Raw genomic sequence first — 21,143 nt, forward strand, 5'->3', positions numbered from 1 at the left:
AACCAGTAGGTTTGCCTTTTTTCTTGCCCTTAGATCTTCTTTTAGATCCTTACGCCTATCGCTGCACTGATTATCCTAGGCATTCAGATACTGATCTTCTTGATAGGTGCTCACCCATTGCGGCCTATAAATTAACAACATAGCCAGCAACATACCGGAGAGCGAGCCCTCCATAAATGACAGGATGAGTAAGCCTAAAAACCAGCCTACCGGATCATTGCTAGCAAATGAGGTGATATTGAATGCTTGTTGTAACCCGTATATCAACACGCCGGTTGCAAAGGTACTTAGAAAAGCTGCCAAATAACCATGCCCCAAAATCAGAATAAATAAATGTTTGGGTAGTAGTCGATCAACCGCCTTGATGACGCAGTAAGCAAAGATTGCAGGAATGACGCTCACCATGACATAGTGTTGAGTGGACTCTACCAAGTCACCGCTGACGCTTAAGACCCCAACTAGGGCTACGAAAAAGAGGAGTGTGATTGCACTCCAGAAGCCAAATAAAGCGACTAGTAATGAAGCTCCAAAAAAGTGGAAGGATAGATCGATTAAGTTATCGAGGTTGCTATTGGGTAGGTGGGCGCGAATATTCCAGGCTACAGCTAGCAGAAGAATACAGACCAAAAAGAGGTTGCGAAGACGGGGTTGAAGAAGAACCCCTTGGCGACTTTGATACACGCCTAATAGGAAAATGGCACATGCCACTAGGATCCAGGTCATACTGCTCTTTCAGGGTAAATAAATTCTTATTTGAACTCCATATGAGCTGGTCAGATATTGGATGAAACCCTATTATCCAGCACAGTTCTGAGCAATAAATTGCCAACCGTAGGAGAATGAGCCTTATTCACCATGCAGTTTGACATCTATCAAAGAGATATTGATATGTATACAAATGACCAAAAGCAACTTTCTTTAGAAATCACCCCCAAGGCAGTTTTTGATGGACGCCGTGATTTGATTAAAAGCGCTGCTGCCGGAGCTTTTGGGTTGGCTCTTGCGCCCTGGTTCTCACGCGAGGCTCTTGCAAGCACCCCACAAAAATTAATCGCAACACCAAATCCAAGCCTTTCGGTGAAGGAAGACACTACTGGCTATCAATATGTGACGGGCTACAACAACTTTTACGAGTTTGGTACCGAGAAATCGGATCCTGCTGCCAATGCGGGCTCCCTGCAGACTCGTCCATGGACTGTCACGATTGAAGGTTTAGTTAAAAAACCAGTCACTTTGGATATTGATGCTCTTCTAAAACTTGCTCCAATGGAAGAGCGTGTTTATCGGATGCGCTGTGTTGAGGGTTGGTCGATGGTGATTCCTTGGGATGGTTACTCGCTCTCTAAATTACTGAATTATGTTCAGCCTTTGGGCTCAGCAAAGTTTGTTGAGTTTATTTCACTGGCTGATCGCAAACAAATGCCTGGTTTAAGGAGTCAAATCATTGATTGGCCCTATCGGGAAGGCTTGCGTTTAGATGAGGCAATGAACCCATTGACGCTGTTGACATTTGGTTTGTATGGTGAAGTGTTACCCAAGCAAAATGGCGCTCCGGTTCGCATTGTTGTACCCTGGAAATATGGCTTTAAGAGTGCTAAATCGATTGTCAAAATTCGTTTGACTGAAGAAATGCCTAAGACCAGTTGGAGTCAATTTGATGCACGAGAGTATGGCTTTTATTCCAACGTCAATCCTTTAGTGGATCATCCTCGTTGGAGTCAAGCAACTGAGCGTCGAATTGGCGATTTTAAAGCGGCCTTTGCACCTAAAATGAAAACACAAATGTTTAATGGTTATGGTGATCAAGTTGCTAGCATGTATACCGGCATGGACTTGAAGAAATTCTACTAATTGATCTGAGATAGTTGGTGTTCATGAAGGTATTTGTTTTTCTGCTGGCACTATTGCCCTTAGGGCGACTTATTTGGCTGGGCTTTAATGATGGCTTGGGTGCTAATCCAGTTGAGTTCATTACCCGCTCGACAGGTACGTGGGCATTAGTCTTCTTGTGTTTAACCTTGGCGATGACGCCATTGCGTTTGCTAACGAATGCAGCAGCATGGATTCGGTATCGCAGAATGTTGGGCCTATTTAGTTTTTTCTATGGCTGTCTGCATTTTGGGATTTGGCTTTGGCTCGATCAAGACTTTGATTTAGTAGAAATGATCAAGGATGTGGTGAAGCGACCATTCATCACCATGGGCTTTATTAGTTTTGTGCTATTGATTCCGCTAGCGCTGACATCCACCCATTGGGCTCAAAGAAAATTAGGCCGCCGGTGGACTCAACTGCATCGACTGATTTATTTCATTGCTTGTACTGTGATCCTTCACTATTGGTGGCATAAAGCAGGTAAGAATGATCTTGATACCGTAACAATTTATGCGATCGTTTTGATATTGCTGTTATCTTGTAGGATTCCTTATATTCGCAAGTTCCTAGGCAAGAAATTCACCACTTAATATCAAATCTCCCATGACTCTGTTTCTAAATCTTCGCGTTTCGATCGTTTCCATTTTGGGCTTTCTGATGATCTGTCTTGGGTCTGTCCAGGCTAGTGCTCAGCAAGCTGATCAGACTGTAAAGACCATAGCCACTCTCGATGTGCCTCGCTATCTCGGCACTTGGTACGAGATTGCGAAGTTTCCAAATTGGTTTCAGAAGAAATGTGTTTCTAATACCAAGGCTGTATATTCCCCCAAACCCGATGGCAATCTTCAGGTACTGAATAGCTGCAAAACTGCAAGTGGAGAGACTTCAGAAGCGGAGGGTTTAGCCCGCCAAATTGGTTCGAAGGATTCGCCAAAGTTAGAGGTGCGTTTTGCTCCTGAGTGGCTTTCATTTCTACCTATGGTCTGGGGTGATTACTGGGTGATTGATTTGGATGCTCAATATCAGGTGGCTGCTGTAAGTGATCCGAGAAGAGAATACCTCTGGGTTTTGTCTAGAACACCTCAAATCGATCCGAAAGTCTATGCTGATTTGTTGCAGCGCTTAAAGCAACAACAATTTGATATTCAAAAGCTCGAACTCACTTCCCAGAAAAATTAAGGTGTCTGAAAAGCGAATTGGCAATTATTTGCTCCCGCTCGGAATTGAAATCTTCGAGCGTGGTTGGTTATCAGCCAATAATATTTTTTTATTTGGTGAAGATGATGTTTCCTTAGTTGATAGCGGTTACTGCACGCATCAGCAAATGACGGTGGATTTGGTTTCTAATGCACTCAAGCGGCACAACTTAAGTGGCCTCAATAAATTAGTTAATACACATCTGCACTCAGATCATTGTGGTGGCAATGCGGCACTATCAAAAGAGTTTGATTGTAATATCTGGATACCAGAAGCTGAGGTAAGCGCTGTGCAAGATTGGGATGAAGATTTACTCAGCTTTGCGCAATTGGGGCAAGATTGCCCGCGCTTTACTCACTGCGATCAACTCGTAGCTGGCAAAGAGATTAACTTGGGTCCTTATCGCTGGCAGATTCTTGCGGCTCCTGGTCATGACAATCATTCAATCATGCTCTATCAAGAGCAACATCAAATCTTGATCTCTGCCGATGCCCTTTGGGAAGAAGGTTTTGGAGTCATCTTCCCTGAGCTCTGGGGTGAGGGTGGCTTTGAAGGGGTGGCGCAGACATTAGAGCTAATTGAAGAGCTTCCAGTTGCCTTGGTGATTCCGGGGCACGGAAAACCGTTTACAGATGTAAAGAAGTCAATCGCTACCGCAAAATCTCGGCTTGACTATCTTTCAGGTGATGCTGATCGTAATGCTCGTCACGGTGCCAAGGTGCTGCTCAAGTACAAATTGTTGGAGTGGCGAAGTAAAGAGATGTCAGCAGTCAAGAGCTGGATTGCAGGTACGCCATTACTGCAGAGTATTCGTAAACAAATGAATCTCTGTAGTGAGGATTTTGAAGACTGGTTGATGCAGGCTTTAGTGAAATCGAAGGCAGCGGCAATTGAGAGTGATCGTTTAATGAATCTTGACTGAAGTGCCGCTCAGAAATTAAACCTTAGAAATTAAACGATAGCTTTCCGTAAAAAGACCAGTCGTAAACAGAGTAGCTTTCTACTACTTGTTTGCTGGCTCCCACTGCAAACAAGAAATGTTTATTGAGGCGATGGGTCACCATGGCATCGAGTGGAACAAACCAGCCACCACCCCCACCTGTATTCCAGACGATTCCGTTTTCATCCCAAAGCCGGATTTGAGTATTTGGAAAGATATTAAATCCAAGCGTTGGAAAAATATTGAGATTACGGGCTAGGGGCGGCTGATTGGGATTATTGGCCAATGAATTGCCTTTGCTATCAAAGCCATACATATATCGTAGAAGCGGTGAAAAGTCGGATAGGCGCGAGCTATTATCTTTGGTGGGTACATACACCGTGCCGATCTGGGGACCAACTGCCCACTGCCCATTATTACCAAACGGAAAAATCACTCGACCTCCCAATGTGCCTTCCCAATTTTTCAAAATACTAGGGTGATTTCCCCAGACGGTCAGCATAGTATTGCCAGCGTTGTAAGTGCCAGATGATTGTTCTGAAAGGGTAGGTCCATAAGTTGAAACGTAGGAGGTATCGAGTCGCATAGTGCCTCGCCAGCGATCAAACTGGAGGGGTTGGTAATAGCGCAACTTCAAGGTATCACTCTGAGTTTGCTCTCCAAAGGCGTTGTGGTAGCCCCAAAATTCAAGTACCCGCTGACTTGAGTACTGGTCAGATGCTTTTTCTAGGTTAAGAAAGCCCCCTGAGAACTTGCTTTCATCAGCCAAAACCCCTCCCATTAATCCCAGCAGAATCAATGAAGTCAGGGTGTGGGTGAAAATCCGCAACAATGCCATATACGCAGTAATATAAATGAATCAGTCAATTACAAAAAATAAGTAGGAAATTATGGAACATACCGTTTTGGTAACTGGCGCTACTGCTGGTTTTGGAGAGGCAGCTGCGAGGCGTTTTCTGGCTCATGGTCATAAAGTAATTGCTGCAGGCAGAAGGGTAGATCGCTTGGAAGCTTTGAAAGCATCCCTTCCTATAGAGCAGCAAAAAAAATTACTCACCTTGGCTGTGGATGTTTGTGACAGCGAACAGGTTGATGGTCTAGCCGCAACATTGCCGGCAGACTTTGCTGCGGTAACAGTATTGGTGAATAACGCTGGATTGGCTTTAGGTTTGGAGCCAGCGCATCAAGCCTTTCTCTCAGACTGGGATCGAATGATTGATACCAATATTAAGGGGCTGGTGCATATGACGCGTGCTTTCTTGCCTGGAATGGTGGAGCGTAAATGTGGCCACATCATCAATCTAGGCTCGGTAGCTGCAAGCTATCCCTACCCGGGCGGCAATGTATATGGTGGAACTAAAGCATTTGTGCAGCAATTTAGTTTGAACCTGAGGGCGGACTTAGTGGGTACGCCAGTCCGTGTTACCTGTGTTGAGCCTGGGATGAGTTCAGGCACAGAGTTTTCAAATGTGCGCTTTAAGGGTGATGATGATAAAGCGGGCAAGGTCTACAGCGGTGTTAAGGCATTGAGTGCGGATGATGTGGCAGAGGCAATTTACTGGTCTACTAACTTACCAAGCCATATGAATATTAATTTGGTAGAGATCATGCCAGTACAGCAGGCTTTTAATGCTTTCAGTGTTCACCGCGATGAGTTTTAAAGCAATCTAGACTGTAGCTTTCCATTTGTAAAACTTGGGATAGACGCGCATTACTACTGGTCCGTCAAAGTCCCAAGACTTACAAGTTCCCAAATATAGTGGCGGCTTGTTGTCATCCGGATCAAAGAGGGCTCCAGGAATCGATTGAAAGGCAGCAGTAGCGATACTGCTGAGTAGCTCTCGTAGGTGTGTGCAGCCCTTAATTCCTCCAAGATGTTCATTAATAGTTTTGCGCCAACCTTTGCCAAGACGCGCACCAATCAGCGCATCCATTGGAGGGATTACTTGAGGACATTCTGGATGGGGATGGCTATCCATGGACACCTCGATTGCTAGGATTACTAATTCCGTGTTCACAGTAATGCGAACCCACATGTCATGAAATGCTTGGCCTGGCTCCCAGGTTTTCCCGCCAGTAGTGAAGGGATGAAATTTAAAGTCTCGTAGATGGGCCTCTATGTCCCACAAGCCATCCTCTCGGGCATAGCCTTGGAAAGTAATTTCACGGGTATGGAGTGGATTTCTGTTTGCTGGGGTTGATAGCATGGCGGCAATAAGTAAGAGGCTAGGAGACGTTATGCATCCATCATAACGGCTACATATCATGGTCGCGAAGTCAGCCTACTTTGTAGTATTCTCGGCATGACATGGCAAAACCAATTTCTCTCGAAAAAATATTATTTAGCCAAGGATTTGGCACAAGGCGCTATTGCAGCGATTTAGTCTATGCCGACCTAGTGAAAGTTAATGGTGTTTTGGCGGAAGATCCAGAGGATCGTATTGCGACTGAGGGTTTGATGCTGAACGTGGAAGGCAAAGATTGGGAGTTTCATGAAAAAGCCTACATCGCCTTTAATAAGCCCCCAAACTATGAGTGCTCTCATAAAACTACACATCACCCCAGCGTCTACAGTTTGTTACCAAAGCCATTTGTAGAGCGAGGATTACAGTGTGTCGGCCGCTTAGACTTTGATACTACTGGCCTTATTTTGATTTCGGATGATGGCCAGTTTATTCATAAGATGACTACGCCAAAGAAAAATATTGGCAAGGTCTATGAGATTACTACCCCTGAGCCTATTACTCAAAAGCAGATGGATCACTTGTTAAGTGGCGTTGTGCTGGATGATGACCCAAAACCCTGTTTTGCGACGGATTGCAAACAGCTTAGTGAAAATGTTTTGGCTATGACTATAGTTGAGGGCCGCTACCATCAGGTCAAACGAATGATGGCTGCTGTAGGTAATCATGTTGCTAAGCTGCATCGTACTGAAATCGGACAATACCGTATGCCTGCCGATTTGAATGAAGGTGAGTGGCGTTGGCTTTATCCAGAAGATTTACAGAAGCTATCTAAGAGTGTGGATGCCCCCATTGTCTAAACCTAAACTCCTTGCAAAGGATTTTGACTTTGCAAAAGTAGTGCCCGATTGGCAGCTTAATTTAGCTACTCAAGAGCTAGAGCGAGTATTTGTATTTCGGGATTTCAAGGCGGCATTTGAGTTTATGACTCTAAGTGCTAATAAGGCGGAGGAGTTAGATCATCATCCAGATTGGTCTAACTCTTGGAACCGAGTATCAGTGCGCTTAAGCACACATTCAATGAAAGCCTTGACTGAACTCGATATCGCCATGGCAAGCGCCATGGATCGATATGCTTTACAAGTCCAGGCTTAGTTCTATTTACTGAACTTCCTCGTCTTCTTCATCTTCAGAGCTAATGCTCATGAGAATGGTTGCCAATAGACCATAAACAACCTCAGTGGCGATCATGCCATCTTCATCGAGCTCATCAATCAGGTCGTTTAGACAATCTTCAGTTGGCTCATTTAAGAGTGTCATGGCGCATTCGCACCCATAGTCAAAATCTTCATCGTTTTGGGTTTGAGTGTCGTTCGTCATAAGAATCCTTTAAGTGATGCTGAAGAATAGCAAATAAAGTCTCGCTAGCCCAGCGCTATTCTTTCAGTAGAGCAAGAGCTTCTTTGAAGGCTGGATTTTGAGCGCTCTTTAGCCACTCAAATCCCAGCATTTCTCCAGTAATCAGTCTGGCTCCAGCAGTACTCAGTCGATCAAGAGCGATTTGTTTATCGAGTGCTCGGCGTGAGCCAACCCCATCCACTACTATGGATACGTCATAACCCTCATCGATTAATTTCAGTGCGGTTTGCATTAAGCACACATGGGCCTCGCATCCCATCAGAATGCATTGCTGGCGATTGGTGGGAATGGCTGCTGTGAGGCCATCTGCGCAGGCATTGAAATGCCCTTTGCTAATGGTTTGGCTACAAAAAGATTTAATGGATTCAATATTGCTTCCAAGGCTCTTTGGGCTTTGCTCTGTGCCAATGATTGGAATCCCGAGAAGTTGGGCAATTTTGGCGCTACGAATACATTGATCTAGCACCGACTCACCTTGATCAATTGCGGGCATGAGACGACCCTGTAAATCAATCAGGATGAGGATGGATGACTCTGAATGAATTTGATTGGATGTTCTCATGATTATTGGGCTCACAGTAGAAGGCTGACAGTTTTAAAGTCGGGATCATCATCAAGCTTGGTAACTTCAAAACCTAACTCAGAAACCAGGTGCAACATTTTTAAGTTCTTACTCAAGACATATCCAAGCATTTCTTGTAATTGATTTTCTTTTGCATATGTGATTAGGTCAAGCATCAAATGCGTACCTATTCCATGTGCCGCATAGATATCACTTACGCTCAGAGAGAACTCGCAAACATTGTTATTGGGTGGGGTAACATAACGTGAAATACCAATAATCTCTGCATCACCTTTTTTATTTGTAATGACTGCGACTAGAGCCATTTCTTTTGCGTAGTCTAATTGCAAAATATCATCCAGAAAGGCGTCTGGAAGCTTGGAGATTGCATGGGCAAATCTTAAGTAACGACTTTCTGGTGAGAGATGGCTGAATAGCTCAATAATTCGATCTCGGTCATCTGAATGGATGGGGCGAATTAGATAGTGTTCGCCACTATCAAGGGTATAAGTCTTGCTGGGAAATGAGGTTGCTGTCTTCATAAACTGGAGGTAGTCGAGACTCGATTCTTCAGGATACCTTTTTATGCAAGAAACTACAGTCTTTTAGCCCTAAAATAAGACTCCCCCTATCTCACATGGCAATTCCCTCATGATTTCCTTGGCTCAGGCCTTTAATGACCACTCTGCAGCCTTTTTTGTATTGGCTGCTATCAGCGTCATCATTGTGGGCATCTCTAAAAGTGGCTTTGGTGCGGGCTTGGGAGTGTTGTCATTGCCGTTAATGGCAAGTCAGTCGAGCATCCATGAAGCCTTGGCTATCTTATTGCCCCTGTTAATTGCGATTGATTTGGTAGGCTTGAGGAGATTTTTGAAAAATGCCGATTGGCGAATCTTAAAGTTAGTTCTTCTACCTGCTGCATTTGGCATGCTGTTGGGCTACCTCTTTTTCTCTGTCATTACCCCCAAAATTCTTTCGCTCTCGATTGGTATCTTTACTTTACTTTTTTTAATTCAGAGTTTAGTGATGTCACGCTTGAATTTGCAGGAAGCTAAACCATTTCCTTTGCTTGGAAGATTGATGGGGGGAGTTTCCGGATTCACTTCATTTATTGCCCACATCGGTGGCCCTCCCATCACAATCTATATGCTGAGAGAAAAAGTCGCACCTATGGTGTACACCTCAACCTTGGGCATTTTTTTCACGGTGATTAATTTTGGTAAGTTACTACCGTATGCTCATCTCGATTTACTCAATTTCAATCAATTAGCCACTTCAATCCTACTGTTGCCTTTGGTTCCAGTAGGTGTCTATTTAGGATTTTATTTAGCCGAAAAGATTTCGGCTAAGTGGTACTACATCGTCGTCCAATTTTTCCTATTGGTGGCAAGCATTAAATTAATCGCTGATGGCTTACTTGCATAAGTCAAAACAAGAAAGGTTTATGAATAATCCTATACAAGTCAAAGTGATTCTGCCGATTGGGCTTGCTTTCATTTTTGCGATCCCAATGACTGCAATCGCACAAACTTTTTCACCTTATACCCCTGCGCAAATACAAGAGTTTAATAATCAAGCCATAGCACCGATGGAGACTCCTGCGGGCCCGGTGTATCTAGAGAAGCCACCGGTAAGTCAGAAGCCGAGCGTGCCATTTGATTCTCGCTATATCAAAAATCCAGATGGCGAAGAGCAGGCAGAAGCACAGGGGGCCGAGTCAGCCGCTCCGTTTGAGCCAATCCCGACTACCTTTACTTTTTAGTAAAGCCTGGCTGTTAAGATTACCTTTATATTTTAGAAAAGAGTTCTTTATGAAACTGCATCCCATCCGTTTGTTTATCAGTGCTGTAATGGCATTAGGTTTTGCCTCGGCCGCATATTCTCAAAACGCATTACCGATTAATGCTGCTGCCTCCGTTAATGGGGTGATCATCTCTAACGATGCTGTTGAGCAAGGGATCCAGGCTGCCTTATCTCAAGGTCAAAAGGATTCTCCAGAACTTCGCAAGGCAGTTTTGGGAAAGATGATTGAGATTTCTCTTCTTTCCCAGCAGGCTGAGAAAGATGGTCTTGCTAATTCTGACAGAGCTAATAGTCAACTGGCCCTCATTCGTCAAAATTACTTAGCCGACTTAGAGTTATCTACTTATATTTCTAAAAATCCAGTGACTGATGCCGATGTGCAGGCAGAGTACAACCGTGAGATAGCTTCATTAGGCCCTCAAGGAATGATTATTGAATATAAGGTCAGTGATATTGCTGTTGCTACTGAAGCTGATGCACAAGCTGCCCTAGCTAGAATTAAAAAAGGCGAGTCTTTCGATAAAGTAGCTAAGAGTGTTTCACTCGCACCTAATAAAGTTCAAGGCGGGGCTGTAGGCTGGGTACAAGCCGGTCAGACCTTGCCACAAATTGCTAGTGTTCTCGTAACACTCACTAAAGGTCAGGTTTCACCTGCGCCAATTCAGATGCCACAAGGCTGGTATTTAATTAAATTAGAAGATAAAAAGTCCAGTAAGCCGCCAACTTTTGAGCAAGCTAAAGCAGCTATTCGCAATGGCTTAATGCAGAAGAAGCAATTTGAGTTCTTGTCCCAACTGCGTCAGGGAGCAAATATTGTCGTACGCTAAATTAAAGCTAAGCCATTAAAAAGGGCGCCTCAGGGCGCTCTTTTGTATTTCTACCGTCTCTCTAGTGGTATTTCTCTATCTCCATACCAGTCATTCGGGAGTAGATTAAATCATCACCGATTAAATAAGGGGTCATAAATGAGCAAGAATCCATTTGATTTAGGCGCGATGGCAAATCAGGCCAAAGGCATGAAGGCTGCCCAAGCGGTTGGCCAGGCAGCGCTAACTAGCGCTCAGGAAATTGCTCAGTTAAATCAGAGGGCGGCTCAAGAGCTTTCTACTCGATTGCAAGCTAAAGTTGCCGAGCTGATGAAAACACAAGACCCTAAAGCGGCATTCGACTATGTCCACGCCGAAGTCTTGCAAGACGCTGCAAAAGAAGTGGCCGACTATCAGGCCCAACTTTTTCAAGCTCTCGCTAGTGGAAATAAAGAGCTAGCAAAAATTGCCGAATCAATGATTAAAGACTCTCAGCATGACTTAATTCATTTTGTGAATGAAGCTACTCAAAATGCTCCGGCAGGAACTGAGCCATACACTTCTGTATTTAAAACCTCATTTAATAACGCACTTCAGAATTTTGAGTTGATCCGCGCAGCAATGGCGGATTCATTTGTGGGTTTTGAGAAGAGTGTGGAAAATATGAGTCAGTTTTCAGCTGCGCAGAATAATGCTGCAAAACAAAATCCGAAAAAGAAATCAAGTTAAACAATTTACATGACTAGTTTGGCAATCATGGCATACAGAGGGATGCCTAGAATAATATTGAATGGGAATGTGATTCCTAGTGACATTCCCATGTAAAGGCCTGGATTCACTTCAGGTAATGCATGCCGCAAAACTGCGGGCACGGCAATGTAAGAGGCGCTGGATGCAAGAACCATCAGCAGGATGGTATTTCCTAAAGGTAGTCCAATGAGCTTGCAAAGTCCTAATGCGATCAGTGCGTGCGAAAGCGGTGAGCCAATCGCATAGAGCAGAGTGATGGGGGGTTTGCCACGTAAGCCTTTAATATTACGAGCTGCCATGAGCCCCATATCTAGGAGGAAAAAGGCGAGCATTCCCTTGAATAAATCAATCGAGAATGGTGCCATTAGCTTCTGACCGGCATCGCCACTTACCAAGCCAACTGCCATCGACCCTAATAGTAGAAGTTGTGCGCCATCAGTAAAGGATTCATGCAGTATTTTTGAGAGGCCAGATTGTTGCTGGCTAGATTGGGGCTGGCTTGCCTGAGCAGATCGCGCCTTATTTGCCAAAACAATTGCAAAGATGACTGCTGGGGACTCCATAAGTGCCATGGCTGCCGCCATATGACCGCCATAACTAATATCAAATTGATCCAAATATTGGGTGGCCGTAATAAATGTGACGGCGCTGACGGATCCATAGGTAGCGGCAACTGCTGCAGCATCAAATGCATTTAATTTGGCTCTCAGAATCTGATAACCGATGATGGGAATTAGGATGGCTAGGAATATGGCAAGACCAAGAGAAAGTGCAATCTCTGCTGTAAACCCAGACTTATGTAGAGCGAAGCCTCCCTTGAGACCTAGCGCCATTAATAAGTAGAGCGATAGAAATCGAGCAATCGGCTGAGGAATTTCTAGGTTTGATTTAATGAACCCAGCAAATGCGCCAAATATAAAAAATAGAATTGCTGGATCTAAAAAATTTGCCATAGACTAACGCTTAATAATTGCCTCTACTAGTGGGTGCTGAATTTTCTTTTCTGATCGAATGGCGTAAAAATACTCGTAGATATCTTCACACTTGCCAATCATTTCAATATGGTAGGTTTCTTTTAAATCCTTTTTGATGCTTTCTCCGGCTGGGAAGACTCCTAAGCCACTAGCAGCAAAGGTTTTTAGTAGGGCGCTATCCTCAAACTCCCCGGCAATGTTTGGGTTAATGCTATTTTGTACGAACCATTGATCGATGAGGTGTCTTACCTTTGAGTGCGAGGTTGGTAATAGGATGGGCAGATCATTAAGGCACGCAGGAAAAGATTTTTTGGATTGCTTGAGAAGCTTCTTGGGGCCAAACCAGGCAATCGATGACTTCATGAGCTCTTCGCTGTAGACATGCAGATTTTTATTGATCGGTGCGGGTCTATCGGCAAGCACAATGTCTAACCTATGTAGGGCAAGGTCAGCCAAGAGGTCTTCAAATTCTCCTTCATGCGCAATCAGTTGCACATCATTTTTTTCAAGGATAGGTTCCAGCAGTTGTTTGGTCACCAGCTTCGGAAGGCCATCGGATACACCAACTGTTATTTTTATTTTTTTAGAGCTTGCTGCTTCTCTTACTGCTTCTGGAAGCCTCTCTCCCAAAAGAAAAATTTGATCGGCAATTTCTAGTGCCGCAAAGCCAGACTCGGTTAGTGCTATCCCTCGGCCTGCTGGTTTAAATAATAGGTAGCCAAGAGATTTTTCTAATTCGTGTACTTGGGCGCTGATTGTCTGAATGGCAATATTGAGGCGCTCAGCAGCCTTAGACATGCTCCCCTCCTTGGCCACAACCCAGAAGTAATACAAATGACGGTAGCTATAAATCATACTTATTATCAGTTTTTTACGAAATTATAATCAATATATCTCTGCTTTTAGTTAAGTACAAATCCACCTACATTAACCCTAGAAAAACCTATGGAATTCATGGGAAATTAAATTAGGAGACAAAAGTGGAATTATTTAGTCCGGAATTTTTCTCGGCATTGTTGGCAATTATTGTGATTGACTTGGTGCTTGCGGGAGATAACGCTATTGTGATTGCAATGGCTGCACGTAACCTCCCAGTTCACCTTCAGAAAAAAGCGATCTTGTGGGGTGCTATCGGTGCTATTGCTGTCAGAAGCGCCATGACTCTTGTGGTTGTGTATCTACTGAAGATTCCAGGATTGATGCTAATAGGTGGGCTGCTATTAGTTTGGATTGCTTATCGTTTACTGTGCCCGTCTCAAGATAAAGATGAGCATGGCCATGCCTCTACTACCTTCTGGGGTGCAATGAAAACTATTGTGATTGCAGATGCCATTATGGGGCTAGATAATGTTCTCGCAGTAGCAGGTGCATCACACGGCAGTTATGTACTCGTTGTGCTTGGGTTGTTAATTAGCATCCCCATCGTGATCTGGGGTTCCACACAAATACTCAAATTAGTTGAGCGCTTCCCTTCAGTCATTTACTTGGGTGCTGGAGTGCTGGCTTGGACTGCTGCCAAGATGATCATTTCTGAGCCGATGTCGAAAAATTGGCTTTCATCCCAGAACCCAGCCATGGAGTACGTTATTCAAGTAGTTGTTGTATTTGGCGTCTTAATTAGTGGCTACATAGCTAGTAGACGAGCACTGGATAGTAGGCTTTCCCCGCCTATGACCAGCCACAATTAGCTAAATTTCGGCAAGGGGCAAGATGAATAAGCTGAGGTGTTGTCCCCCAAGTTGAATAAGCTAGTAACTCAGTCCTCTTTTTGCCCTCAAGTTGAGGGCATTTTTATTGATGATTAATATTCAGTTAAATACTGAAATAAAGTCAATTTAATTCATATTTATAAGGAATTAAATCTGATCTATTCTGAACTTGTTTTTAACAGAGGAAACATTAATGAATCTGATTTTGGAAAATAAAGAAGAGGTAGAGCCAGAATTTAAAGTCTTTACAGAGAATAGGGTTAAGTTTTCCCTTAAACGACTTGTTTGGATGGTGCGGAAGATTAAGATTCGATATTCTGCTGTTTCGCCTGGCAAGGCTTCTTGCAATCAAAACTGCCTGATTAGCCTGGAGACATTCGATCACCGGCAAATTGAGGTGAGTATGACTGCAAGAGATAGGCGGACGGCACTTGAGATGTGTCTTAAGAGGACATATAAGCTGATTCAGAAGGCGCTTCATAAAAGTCAGCAATATGGACGATTCTCTAAAACTGTCTATATATGAGCTAGTTAGATCTAATTAGATCGATTTATCCTAGGTGTGATCTAATTAGAGTTGTACATGTGGGGAGTAGCCTGCTCAGTCATCTGAGTCCTATATATCGTCAATTCGGCCTTTCGGCCCGGTATATGGGTGAATTAACTTCAAGGCAAGACCATTTAATTTTTTATAAATGGTTATATTTTGAACTTACAACCCCAATCTTGGATTTACCCACCAAAAATAACACCCAAATCCCTGATTTGGGGAATTTCTCGTCTTTTAGCTTTTATGGCACCGGATAATCAAAGATCTTACTTTTTCTCTAAAATTGCGTTAATGAATGTTTTAAGAGCTTTGTTGACAGTAGCTGCTTGCATTTTGTTTGTAGGCGGGGTCAGTGCACAAACTCAAAAGCCTCTGACGCTAAATGAGTTGATTGGTATTGCCTTAGAGTCGAGCCCTCAAGTATTGGCGGCTCGGGATCAATCTAAAGCGATCAAGGGGCAACTCTCTTCTGCTCGTGCAATTCCAAATCCCGATTTTGAGCTTAATACCGGACAACAAAGATCGGTATCCGGACCCTTGACTACCGGCAATGTGTCTTCCTGGTCAGTTACCCAGCCGCTGGATATGCCCTACACCCGATATCCTCGTGTGAATGCAGCTGAGGCTAACTTACGAGCGGCCGAAGCAACTCGTATTGCCTTTGAAATTGAAATGATCTCCCGAGTGCAACAGCGTTTTTATGAGTTGATGCGTCGTGATGCTGAGTTAAAAGCGGCTGAAGAAGATTTGGGATTGACTAAACAAATTCGCGATCGTATGCAAATTCGTTATGACGTTGGTGAGACTGCTCGATTTGAATTAATTCGTGCACAAACAGAATTTCTAAATGCACAAATTAATACTGAATCTAGTAAGCTCAGAGTTGAGCAGGCTAAGGGTCAACTGAGGCAGGTAGTTGGGCATAACTTGCCGGTAGATTATGAGGTTGTTTCTCAATCCCTCAAGATGGAGCCTTTACCCACCTTACCAATTTTGCTGAGTGAGTTGCATGCGCAGAGTCCCGAGTTGCAGCGGGCAAAAGCAGAGGTTGAGGCGACTGAATCCAAGCTAAGCTTTGAGCAGAACTCTCGCCTACCTAAGCTATCCATCAAGGCGCAGCAATATAACGACCCTAACTTCACTGACCGTCTGTATGGCTTGGTGGTGAGCATTCCTATTTGGGATTTCAAGGGTGGCCAAATTGCGGAGGCAGAAGCCAATGCATCTAAGGCTAAGAATCAACTGAATGCCCAAAGCCAGAGCTTAGAACAGCAGTTGGAGACGGCATACAAGCTTTATCAGATGACTAGTTATCAGGTAAAAATTCTGGATCAAGATGTCGTGCAGCTAGCATCCAGTGCGCGTCGGATTGCAGAAGTTTCTTACCGTTACGGTGAGCGCGGCATGCTGGAGTATTTAGATGCACAAAGAACATTTAGAGTGGCTCGTAATGATTTGATCAAGGCTCGCTTTGATTTGGCCTCAGTCGTTACCGAGATTCAGCGTTTAAGAGCAACCCCGGAGTGGATTGCAAAAATTGAGAGTGGAATGCAATGAAGCAAGAGTTCACGGAAATCACGGCTAAGTTAAAGGAGTTTTACTCCCGCTATATGGCAATTGCAAAAGTCTATGCGCAGGAATGGCTTGCTATTGTCATTAAAGCTCAAAATGATTTGTATGTGCTGACCCATGCGTGGTTTAGTACTCACTTGCCTCGTGTGGCTCAGCAATACGATAAAGCGCCCCCTTGGACGCAAAAAGGGCTTTTTTATCTTCCTTGGTTTTGCCTATTTCTGATCATCCTGAATTACTTCAACGTCTTTGATCGCAGTCCGACTATTAAGTCTGTGCAAGACCCCAATGTGGTGATCGTGAATGATGACCTGCGCAACATGATTACTGAGGGTGAGACTTACACCGGCTCCTTTGTTGAAGAGTTACGCGCTTCTGGTCGAGTAGATTTTAATGAGATGTTTTTATCTCGTATCGGTGCAAACGTAACAGGTCGCGTGTCAGAGATTCTTGCTATTCCAGGTCAAAAGGTGAAGCAGGGTGATATTTTGGCCAAAATTACCTCTACTGAATTAACGCAATCCCAACTATCTTTCCTGAAGGCCAAGAGCGCAAGTCAGTTGGCTGACCAGGCTGCAAACCGAGCTAGGATTTTGTATAAAGAGGATGTGATCGCTTTGGCTGAGTTGCAAAAGCGGGAGGCTGAGGCTAGTAGTGCCAAAGCGGAATATCGTGCGGCAAATGACCAACTGCGTGTTCAAGGTATGGATCAGCCTAGTATTGATCGCTTAGCAAAGTCCGGTGTGATTGAGTCAACAAACAATGTGATCGCTAGTATTCCGGGTGAAATTGTGGAGAGAAAGATCAATAAAGGGCAAGTGGTGCAGCCTGCTGATGCTTTATTTACGGTGGCTGATTTGAATACCCTATGGGCAGTCTCTGAGATTCCTGAAAGTAATTCCTATTTGATTCACAAAGGTCAGAAGGTCAACTTAATCATTCCTGCTTTGCGTAATGCAGAGATTGAGGGTGTGGTTGCTCACGTGGACTCTATTGTTAACCCGCAAACACGTACAGTTGTTGTGCGAATGGAAGTGCCTAACAAAGATGGTTTGATTAAGCCTGGAATGTTAGCAACCATGATGATTGAGAGTCAGCCGACTGAAAAACTGCTAGTGCCTACTAGTGCAGTCATTCGTGAAGATAACAAAGACTATGTATTCATTAAAGAAGATGATGATCTTTATCGCATGATAGCTGTGAAGCTTGGACCTGAAGGCAAAGGATATCGTCCGGTGATCTCAGGTCTTAAGGAGGGTCAAAATATTGCAGTGAATGGCGCCTTCCATCTGAATGCTGAGCGTAAAAGACAGTTGAGTGGTGGTTAAGCTGCATGATTGAGAAAATTGTCCGCCTCTCCCTGCAGCAACGACTCTTAGTCGCCATTATTGCCCTAGTATTAATGGTGGCAGGCCTGCTAGCAACTAAGCGCCTGTCAGTAGATGCATTTCCGGATGTCACCAATGTGCAAGTGCAGATTGCGTCTGAAGCTCCGGGCCGTTCTCCAGAAGAAGTAGAGCGCTTCGTCACGGTTCCTATTGAATTGGCGATGACTGGCCTGCCGGGCCTTACCGAGATGCGATCCCTCAATCGTAATGGGATTTCCGTGATTACCTTGGTATTTACGGATAAGACAGAGCTCTACTTTGCAAGGCAGTTAGTTACTGAGCGCTTGATTGAAGTAGCGTCCAGAATGCCTGTTGGCATTACGCCTGTTTTAGCGCCTCCTTCAACAGGTTTAGGTGAAATCTATCAATACACTCTAGATCATCCTTCTGATGGTGACCGAGAGCTCACGGTAGATGAGCTAGAAGAACGCCGGACTATTCAAGATTGGATTGTGCGTCCGATGTTACGTTCAATCCCTGGGGTAGCCGAAATTAATACTCAAGGTGGATATGCGCGCGAATATCAAGTGCTAGTTAATCCAGAGCGCTTGCGTCACTACCAAGTGAGTTTGCGCGAAGTATATGAAGCCCTTGCTAGAAACAATGCCAATTCTGGTGGTGGACAGCTGCCAACCTATGCAGAGCGTTACCTGATTCGAGGTATCGGATTAATTACCAAGCCAGAAGATATTGGAAAAATTATTCTGAAAGAGGTTAAAGGTATTCCGGTATACGTGAAGAACGTAGCTGAAGTCACGATTGGCAGTGAAGTGAGGCAAGGTTCTGCGATTAAGAATGGTTACACCGAAAGCGTAGCAGGCATCATGCAGATGATCCGTGGTGGTAATGCGCGTGAGGTAGTAAATCGCATTAAGTTAAAAGTAGCTGAAATTAACGAAGGCAAACTATTGCCCGATGGTTTACAGATTGTGCCTTTTTATGATCGCACCGACTTAGTCAATGCAGCCAGGTTTAACGTGGCCAAGGTATTGATTGAAGGTGTGGTCTTGGTCATCATCTTGCTCTTCTTATTCTTGGGAGATGTACGTTCTTCCTTAATTGTGGTGGCTACATTAATTTTGACGCCGCTACTGACATTCTTGGTGATGAATCGTTATGGCATCTCCGCTAACTTGATGTCGTTAGGTGGTCTCGCAATTGCGATTGGCATCATGGTGGATGGTTCGGTAGTGGTTGTCGAAAATACTTTTGCCAAGTTAGGTGAGCGACTCAAGACGGGTGAATCGAAGAACCGGATCATTTTGGAAGCAGCCTCTGAAGTAGGTACCCCAGTCCTATTCGGTGTGGGCATCATTATTTTGGTATTTATGCCACTACTCTCTCTTGAGGGGATGGAGGGCAAGATGTTTGCCCCTATGGCCATCACGATTGCAATAGCACTAGCGATTTCTTTGATCCTGTCATTTACCTTATCTCCAGCACTCTGTTCATATATTTTGAAGGGCGGTAGTGAGGATGACACGAAGCTGGTTGCCCGTCTTCGTGCGCCATATGATCGTTGGCTGCATTGGAGTCTTGCCAATCCGAAGGTAGTTGTTAAGAGATCCTTGATGGCTTTAGCAGCGAGTTTGGTTGGCTTTGTGCTCTTGGGTAAGGCATTTATTCCAGTGATGCAAGAGGGTTCGATTACCCCAGTGATTGTGCGTGCGCCAAATATCTCTTTGGATGAGTCGGTGAAGTTGGAGTTTGAAGCTCTCAAAAGAATCATGACCATTCCTGATGTCAAGATGGTGGTTTCTCGTCTTGGGAGGGGGGAGTCACCAGCGGATCCAGGTCAGCCTAATGAATCTGATCCAATCGTCACCTTAAAACCTTTAGGTGAGCGCAGCCTTACTCAGGAAGAAATCGCTCAACAAATTCGTGATAAGTTAAAAACACTGCCTGGTATTGAATTGGCGATTTCACAGCCGATTGCTGCACGTGTCGATGAAATGGTTTCAGGTGTGAGATCGCAAGTAGCGATTAAGATTTTTGGGGATGATTTATTGACCTTGCAAAAGCTAGGAGCGCAAATCAGCCAAATCTTAACTAAGATGAAGGGCAGCAATGACTTGCGAATAGAGCAAGTCTCGGGACAAAATTATCTCAATATCAAAATTGATCGAGATGCCATTGCTCGTTACGGGATCAATGTGTCGGACGTCAATGAGGTGATTGAAACAGCAATTGGTGGTAAGCAGGCTAGCATCGTCTATGAAGGTGAGAGACGTTTCCCACTCATGTTGCGCTATCCCGCTCCTTATCGGGACAAGGTCGATGCTATCGAAAACATTATTTTGCATTCACCTGATGGCGCTCAAGTTCTCATGCGTGACTTAGCGGAAATTTCCTTAGTGGACGGTCCAGCGCAAATTTCCCGTGAGGCAGGTAAACGTCGTTTAGTCGTTGGTGTCAACGTCGATGGTCGCGATCTAGGTGGATTTGTGAAGGAAGCTCAAAGCTTAATTGCTAAGCAGGTGGAGTTGCCAGAGGGTTACACCCTGGAGTGGGGTGGCCAGTTTGAAAACATGGAACGCGCTATGGCTCGTTTGATGATCATTATTCCGTTGACCATTCTGGCAATCTTCTTCTTGCTTTTCATGCTATTTAAATCCATACGATTAGCAGCTTTGATTATTTTGGTCTTGCCTTTTGAGTCAATCGGCGGTGTAGTTGGTCTATTTATAGCTGGTGAGTATTTATCTGTGCCTGCGGCAGTAGGATTTATTAATTTATGGGGTATCGCCGTTCTAAATGGCGTGGTGTTGATCTCATTTATTAAGCAATTGCGTGAAGATGGCTACTCTATGGAGGATGCCTTGCTGCATGGATGTGGCCATCGCTTTAGGCCGGTCATGATGACTGCTTCAGTCGCGATGCTGGCTTTGGTACCAATGCTGTTTTCAGGCGGCCCCGGCTCTGAGGTTACAAGACCGCTAGCCGCAGTAGTCATCGCTGGTCTGATTACATCAACTGCATTAACATTATTAGTACTCCCCGTCTTATATAGATGGTTTGAAGATAAAGAGGTGGAAGCATGATGGAAGTGAAGGCGGTTATTCGCCCTAATAAATTAGCGGCCCTCAGAACAGCATTGCTGGAGACTCCAGGATTTCCGGGTATGACTGTATCGAAGGTTGAAGGTTGCAGTGCCCCGAACCGTACCAGTAAATTTAATATTAAAGAAGAGTTAACCGATTATTCTGCCAAGGTAAAAATTGAAATCGTTTGTAATGATGAAATTGCGCCAGTTTTCATGGACCGCATCGTGACTATTTGCCAAACGGGTCAGGTGGGCGATGGTGTAGTGTGGTGTACAGAAGTACCCAAGGCATTCTTTATCTCTAAGACCTCAGTCTAGGCAAACCTGTAAATTCTTCGGTATGATGAATCGAGCAATTTTATTAATGATTGCCAA

24 protein-coding genes are annotated in these 21,143 nt (G+C 44.4%); 16 read left to right on the top strand and 8 right to left on the bottom strand.

Translation table 11 applies throughout. From position 1 onward, the window contains the following. Positions 1–75: 75 nt before the first annotated feature. Positions 76–723 carry an energy-coupling factor ABC transporter permease gene (locus GQ359_RS01845; protein WP_215387257.1) on the bottom strand — a complete coding sequence of 216 codons (648 nt, stop codon included), beginning with the start codon at positions 721–723 and terminating at the stop codon, positions 76–78. A 165-nt stretch (positions 724–888) separates the two neighbouring features. Here GQ359_RS01845 and msrP point away from each other — a divergent pair, with 165 nt between their 5' ends. From msrP to GQ359_RS01865, 4 genes are read left to right on the top strand one after another with little or no spacing between them, the layout of a single operon-like run. Then, positions 889–1,851, top strand: coding sequence for a protein-methionine-sulfoxide reductase catalytic subunit MsrP (gene msrP / locus GQ359_RS01850; RefSeq protein WP_215387856.1), 963 nt, complete (start codon positions 889–891; stop codon positions 1,849–1,851). A gap of 23 nt (positions 1,852–1,874) precedes the next feature. Next, on the top strand, positions 1,875–2,462 hold the full coding sequence (locus tag GQ359_RS01855) for a sulfite oxidase heme-binding subunit YedZ (protein ID WP_215387258.1): 588 nt from the start codon (positions 1,875–1,877) through the stop codon (positions 2,460–2,462). A 13-nt stretch (positions 2,463–2,475) separates the two neighbouring features. Further along, positions 2,476–3,051, top strand: coding sequence for a lipocalin family protein (locus GQ359_RS01860; RefSeq protein WP_215387259.1), 576 nt, complete (start codon positions 2,476–2,478; stop codon positions 3,049–3,051). 1 nt (position 3,052) lies between these two features. Next, a complete protein-coding gene (locus GQ359_RS01865) occupies positions 3,053–3,991 on the top strand; it encodes an MBL fold metallo-hydrolase (RefSeq protein ID WP_251367903.1) in 939 nt (312 codons plus the stop codon). Between the two features lie 22 nt (positions 3,992–4,013). Here the strand turns inward: GQ359_RS01865 and GQ359_RS01870 are convergent, their stop codons facing one another. Beyond that, a complete protein-coding gene (locus GQ359_RS01870; protein ID WP_251367904.1) occupies positions 4,014–4,847 on the bottom strand; it encodes a hypothetical protein in 834 nt (277 codons plus the stop codon). Positions 4,848–4,899: 52 nt separating this feature from the next. On the opposite strand from GQ359_RS01870, the gene GQ359_RS01875 reads away from it, so the two are divergent. Further along, positions 4,900–5,670: an SDR family oxidoreductase gene (locus GQ359_RS01875; protein ID WP_215387260.1), complete on the top strand. Its 771-nt coding sequence runs from the start codon at positions 4,900–4,902 to the stop codon at positions 5,668–5,670. A gap of 6 nt (positions 5,671–5,676) precedes the next feature. Here the strand turns inward: GQ359_RS01875 and GQ359_RS01880 are convergent, their stop codons facing one another. After that, a complete protein-coding gene (locus GQ359_RS01880) occupies positions 5,677–6,216 on the bottom strand; it encodes a DUF2889 domain-containing protein (protein WP_215387261.1) in 540 nt (179 codons plus the stop codon). Between the two features lie 101 nt (positions 6,217–6,317). Between GQ359_RS01880 and GQ359_RS01885 the strand changes: the two genes are divergently transcribed. Together GQ359_RS01885 and GQ359_RS01890 are read left to right on the top strand one after the other, a co-directional pair. Further along, positions 6,318–7,052 (top strand): pseudouridine synthase, encoded by a 735-nt coding sequence (locus tag GQ359_RS01885; protein WP_215387262.1) that lies wholly within the window; start codon positions 6,318–6,320, stop codon positions 7,050–7,052. Beyond that, on the top strand, positions 7,045–7,347 hold the full coding sequence (locus GQ359_RS01890) for a 4a-hydroxytetrahydrobiopterin dehydratase (RefSeq protein ID WP_215387263.1): 303 nt from the start codon (positions 7,045–7,047) through the stop codon (positions 7,345–7,347). Before GQ359_RS01885 ends, GQ359_RS01890 begins: the two co-directional genes overlap by 8 nt. 6 nt (positions 7,348–7,353) lie before the next feature. Here the strand turns inward: GQ359_RS01890 and GQ359_RS01895 are convergent, their stop codons facing one another. The 3 genes from GQ359_RS01895 to GQ359_RS01905 are packed head-to-tail and all read right to left on the bottom strand — an operon-like array spanning position 7,354 to position 8,715. Beyond that, on the bottom strand, positions 7,354–7,572 hold the full coding sequence (locus GQ359_RS01895; protein ID WP_215387264.1) for a hypothetical protein: 219 nt from the start codon (positions 7,570–7,572) through the stop codon (positions 7,354–7,356). Positions 7,573–7,627: 55 nt separating this feature from the next. Further along, positions 7,628–8,173, bottom strand: a complete 546-nt coding sequence (locus GQ359_RS01900) for an isochorismatase family protein (protein ID WP_215387265.1) — start codon at positions 8,171–8,173, stop codon at positions 7,628–7,630. An 11-nt stretch (positions 8,174–8,184) separates the two neighbouring features. Beyond that, positions 8,185–8,715, bottom strand: a complete 531-nt coding sequence (locus GQ359_RS01905) for a GNAT family N-acetyltransferase (RefSeq protein WP_215387266.1) — start codon at positions 8,713–8,715, stop codon at positions 8,185–8,187. Positions 8,716–8,824: 109 nt separating this feature from the next. Here GQ359_RS01905 and GQ359_RS01910 point away from each other — a divergent pair, with 109 nt between their 5' ends. From GQ359_RS01910 to GQ359_RS01925, 4 genes are all read left to right on the top strand, one after another. Continuing rightward, the gene (locus tag GQ359_RS01910; protein ID WP_215387267.1) at positions 8,825–9,598 is read left to right on the top strand and encodes a sulfite exporter TauE/SafE family protein; all 774 of its coding nucleotides are present in this window, start codon (positions 8,825–8,827) and stop codon (positions 9,596–9,598) included. A gap of 19 nt (positions 9,599–9,617) precedes the next feature. Next, on the top strand, positions 9,618–9,935 hold the full coding sequence (locus GQ359_RS01915) for a hypothetical protein (RefSeq protein WP_215387268.1): 318 nt from the start codon (positions 9,618–9,620) through the stop codon (positions 9,933–9,935). A gap of 49 nt (positions 9,936–9,984) precedes the next feature. Further along, positions 9,985–10,803, top strand: a complete 819-nt coding sequence (locus GQ359_RS01920; RefSeq protein ID WP_215387269.1) for a peptidylprolyl isomerase — start codon at positions 9,985–9,987, stop codon at positions 10,801–10,803. 138 nt (positions 10,804–10,941) lie between these two features. After that, positions 10,942–11,511, top strand: coding sequence for a phasin family protein (locus tag GQ359_RS01925; protein ID WP_215387270.1), 570 nt, complete (start codon positions 10,942–10,944; stop codon positions 11,509–11,511). 5 nt (positions 11,512–11,516) lie between these two features. Here GQ359_RS01925 and GQ359_RS01930 read toward each other — a convergent pair whose 3' ends face one another. Then, the gene (locus tag GQ359_RS01930) at positions 11,517–12,485 is read right to left on the bottom strand and encodes a sodium-dependent bicarbonate transport family permease (RefSeq protein WP_215387271.1); all 969 of its coding nucleotides are present in this window, start codon (positions 12,483–12,485) and stop codon (positions 11,517–11,519) included. Between the two features lie 3 nt (positions 12,486–12,488). Then, positions 12,489–13,361, bottom strand: a complete 873-nt coding sequence (locus GQ359_RS01935; RefSeq protein WP_371822451.1) for a LysR family transcriptional regulator — start codon at positions 13,359–13,361, stop codon at positions 12,489–12,491. Positions 13,362–13,486: 125 nt separating this feature from the next. Between GQ359_RS01935 and GQ359_RS01940 the strand changes: the two genes are divergently transcribed. From GQ359_RS01940 to GQ359_RS01960, 5 genes are all read left to right on the top strand, one after another. Beyond that, positions 13,487–14,194 (top strand): TerC family protein, encoded by a 708-nt coding sequence (locus GQ359_RS01940; protein ID WP_215387272.1) that lies wholly within the window; start codon positions 13,487–13,489, stop codon positions 14,192–14,194. Positions 14,195–15,056: 862 nt separating this feature from the next. After that, positions 15,057–16,322: a TolC family protein gene (locus tag GQ359_RS01945; protein ID WP_215387273.1), complete on the top strand. Its 1,266-nt coding sequence runs from the start codon at positions 15,057–15,059 to the stop codon at positions 16,320–16,322. Further along, positions 16,319–17,665 (top strand): efflux RND transporter periplasmic adaptor subunit, encoded by a 1,347-nt coding sequence (locus GQ359_RS01950; protein ID WP_215387274.1) that lies wholly within the window; start codon positions 16,319–16,321, stop codon positions 17,663–17,665. Before GQ359_RS01945 ends, GQ359_RS01950 begins: the two co-directional genes overlap by 4 nt. 5 nt (positions 17,666–17,670) lie before the next feature. Then, positions 17,671–20,766: an efflux RND transporter permease subunit gene (locus GQ359_RS01955; RefSeq protein WP_215387275.1), complete on the top strand. Its 3,096-nt coding sequence runs from the start codon at positions 17,671–17,673 to the stop codon at positions 20,764–20,766. After that, positions 20,763–21,086, top strand: a complete 324-nt coding sequence (locus GQ359_RS01960) for a P-II family nitrogen regulator (RefSeq protein ID WP_215302691.1) — start codon at positions 20,763–20,765, stop codon at positions 21,084–21,086. Before GQ359_RS01955 ends, GQ359_RS01960 begins: the two co-directional genes overlap by 4 nt. Positions 21,087–21,143: the final 57 nt, after the last annotated feature.

The sequence above is a fragment of the Polynucleobacter sp. AM-7D1 genome, from assembly GCF_018688455.1.
Taxonomy (GTDB): Bacteria; Pseudomonadota; Gammaproteobacteria; order Burkholderiales; family Burkholderiaceae; genus Polynucleobacter.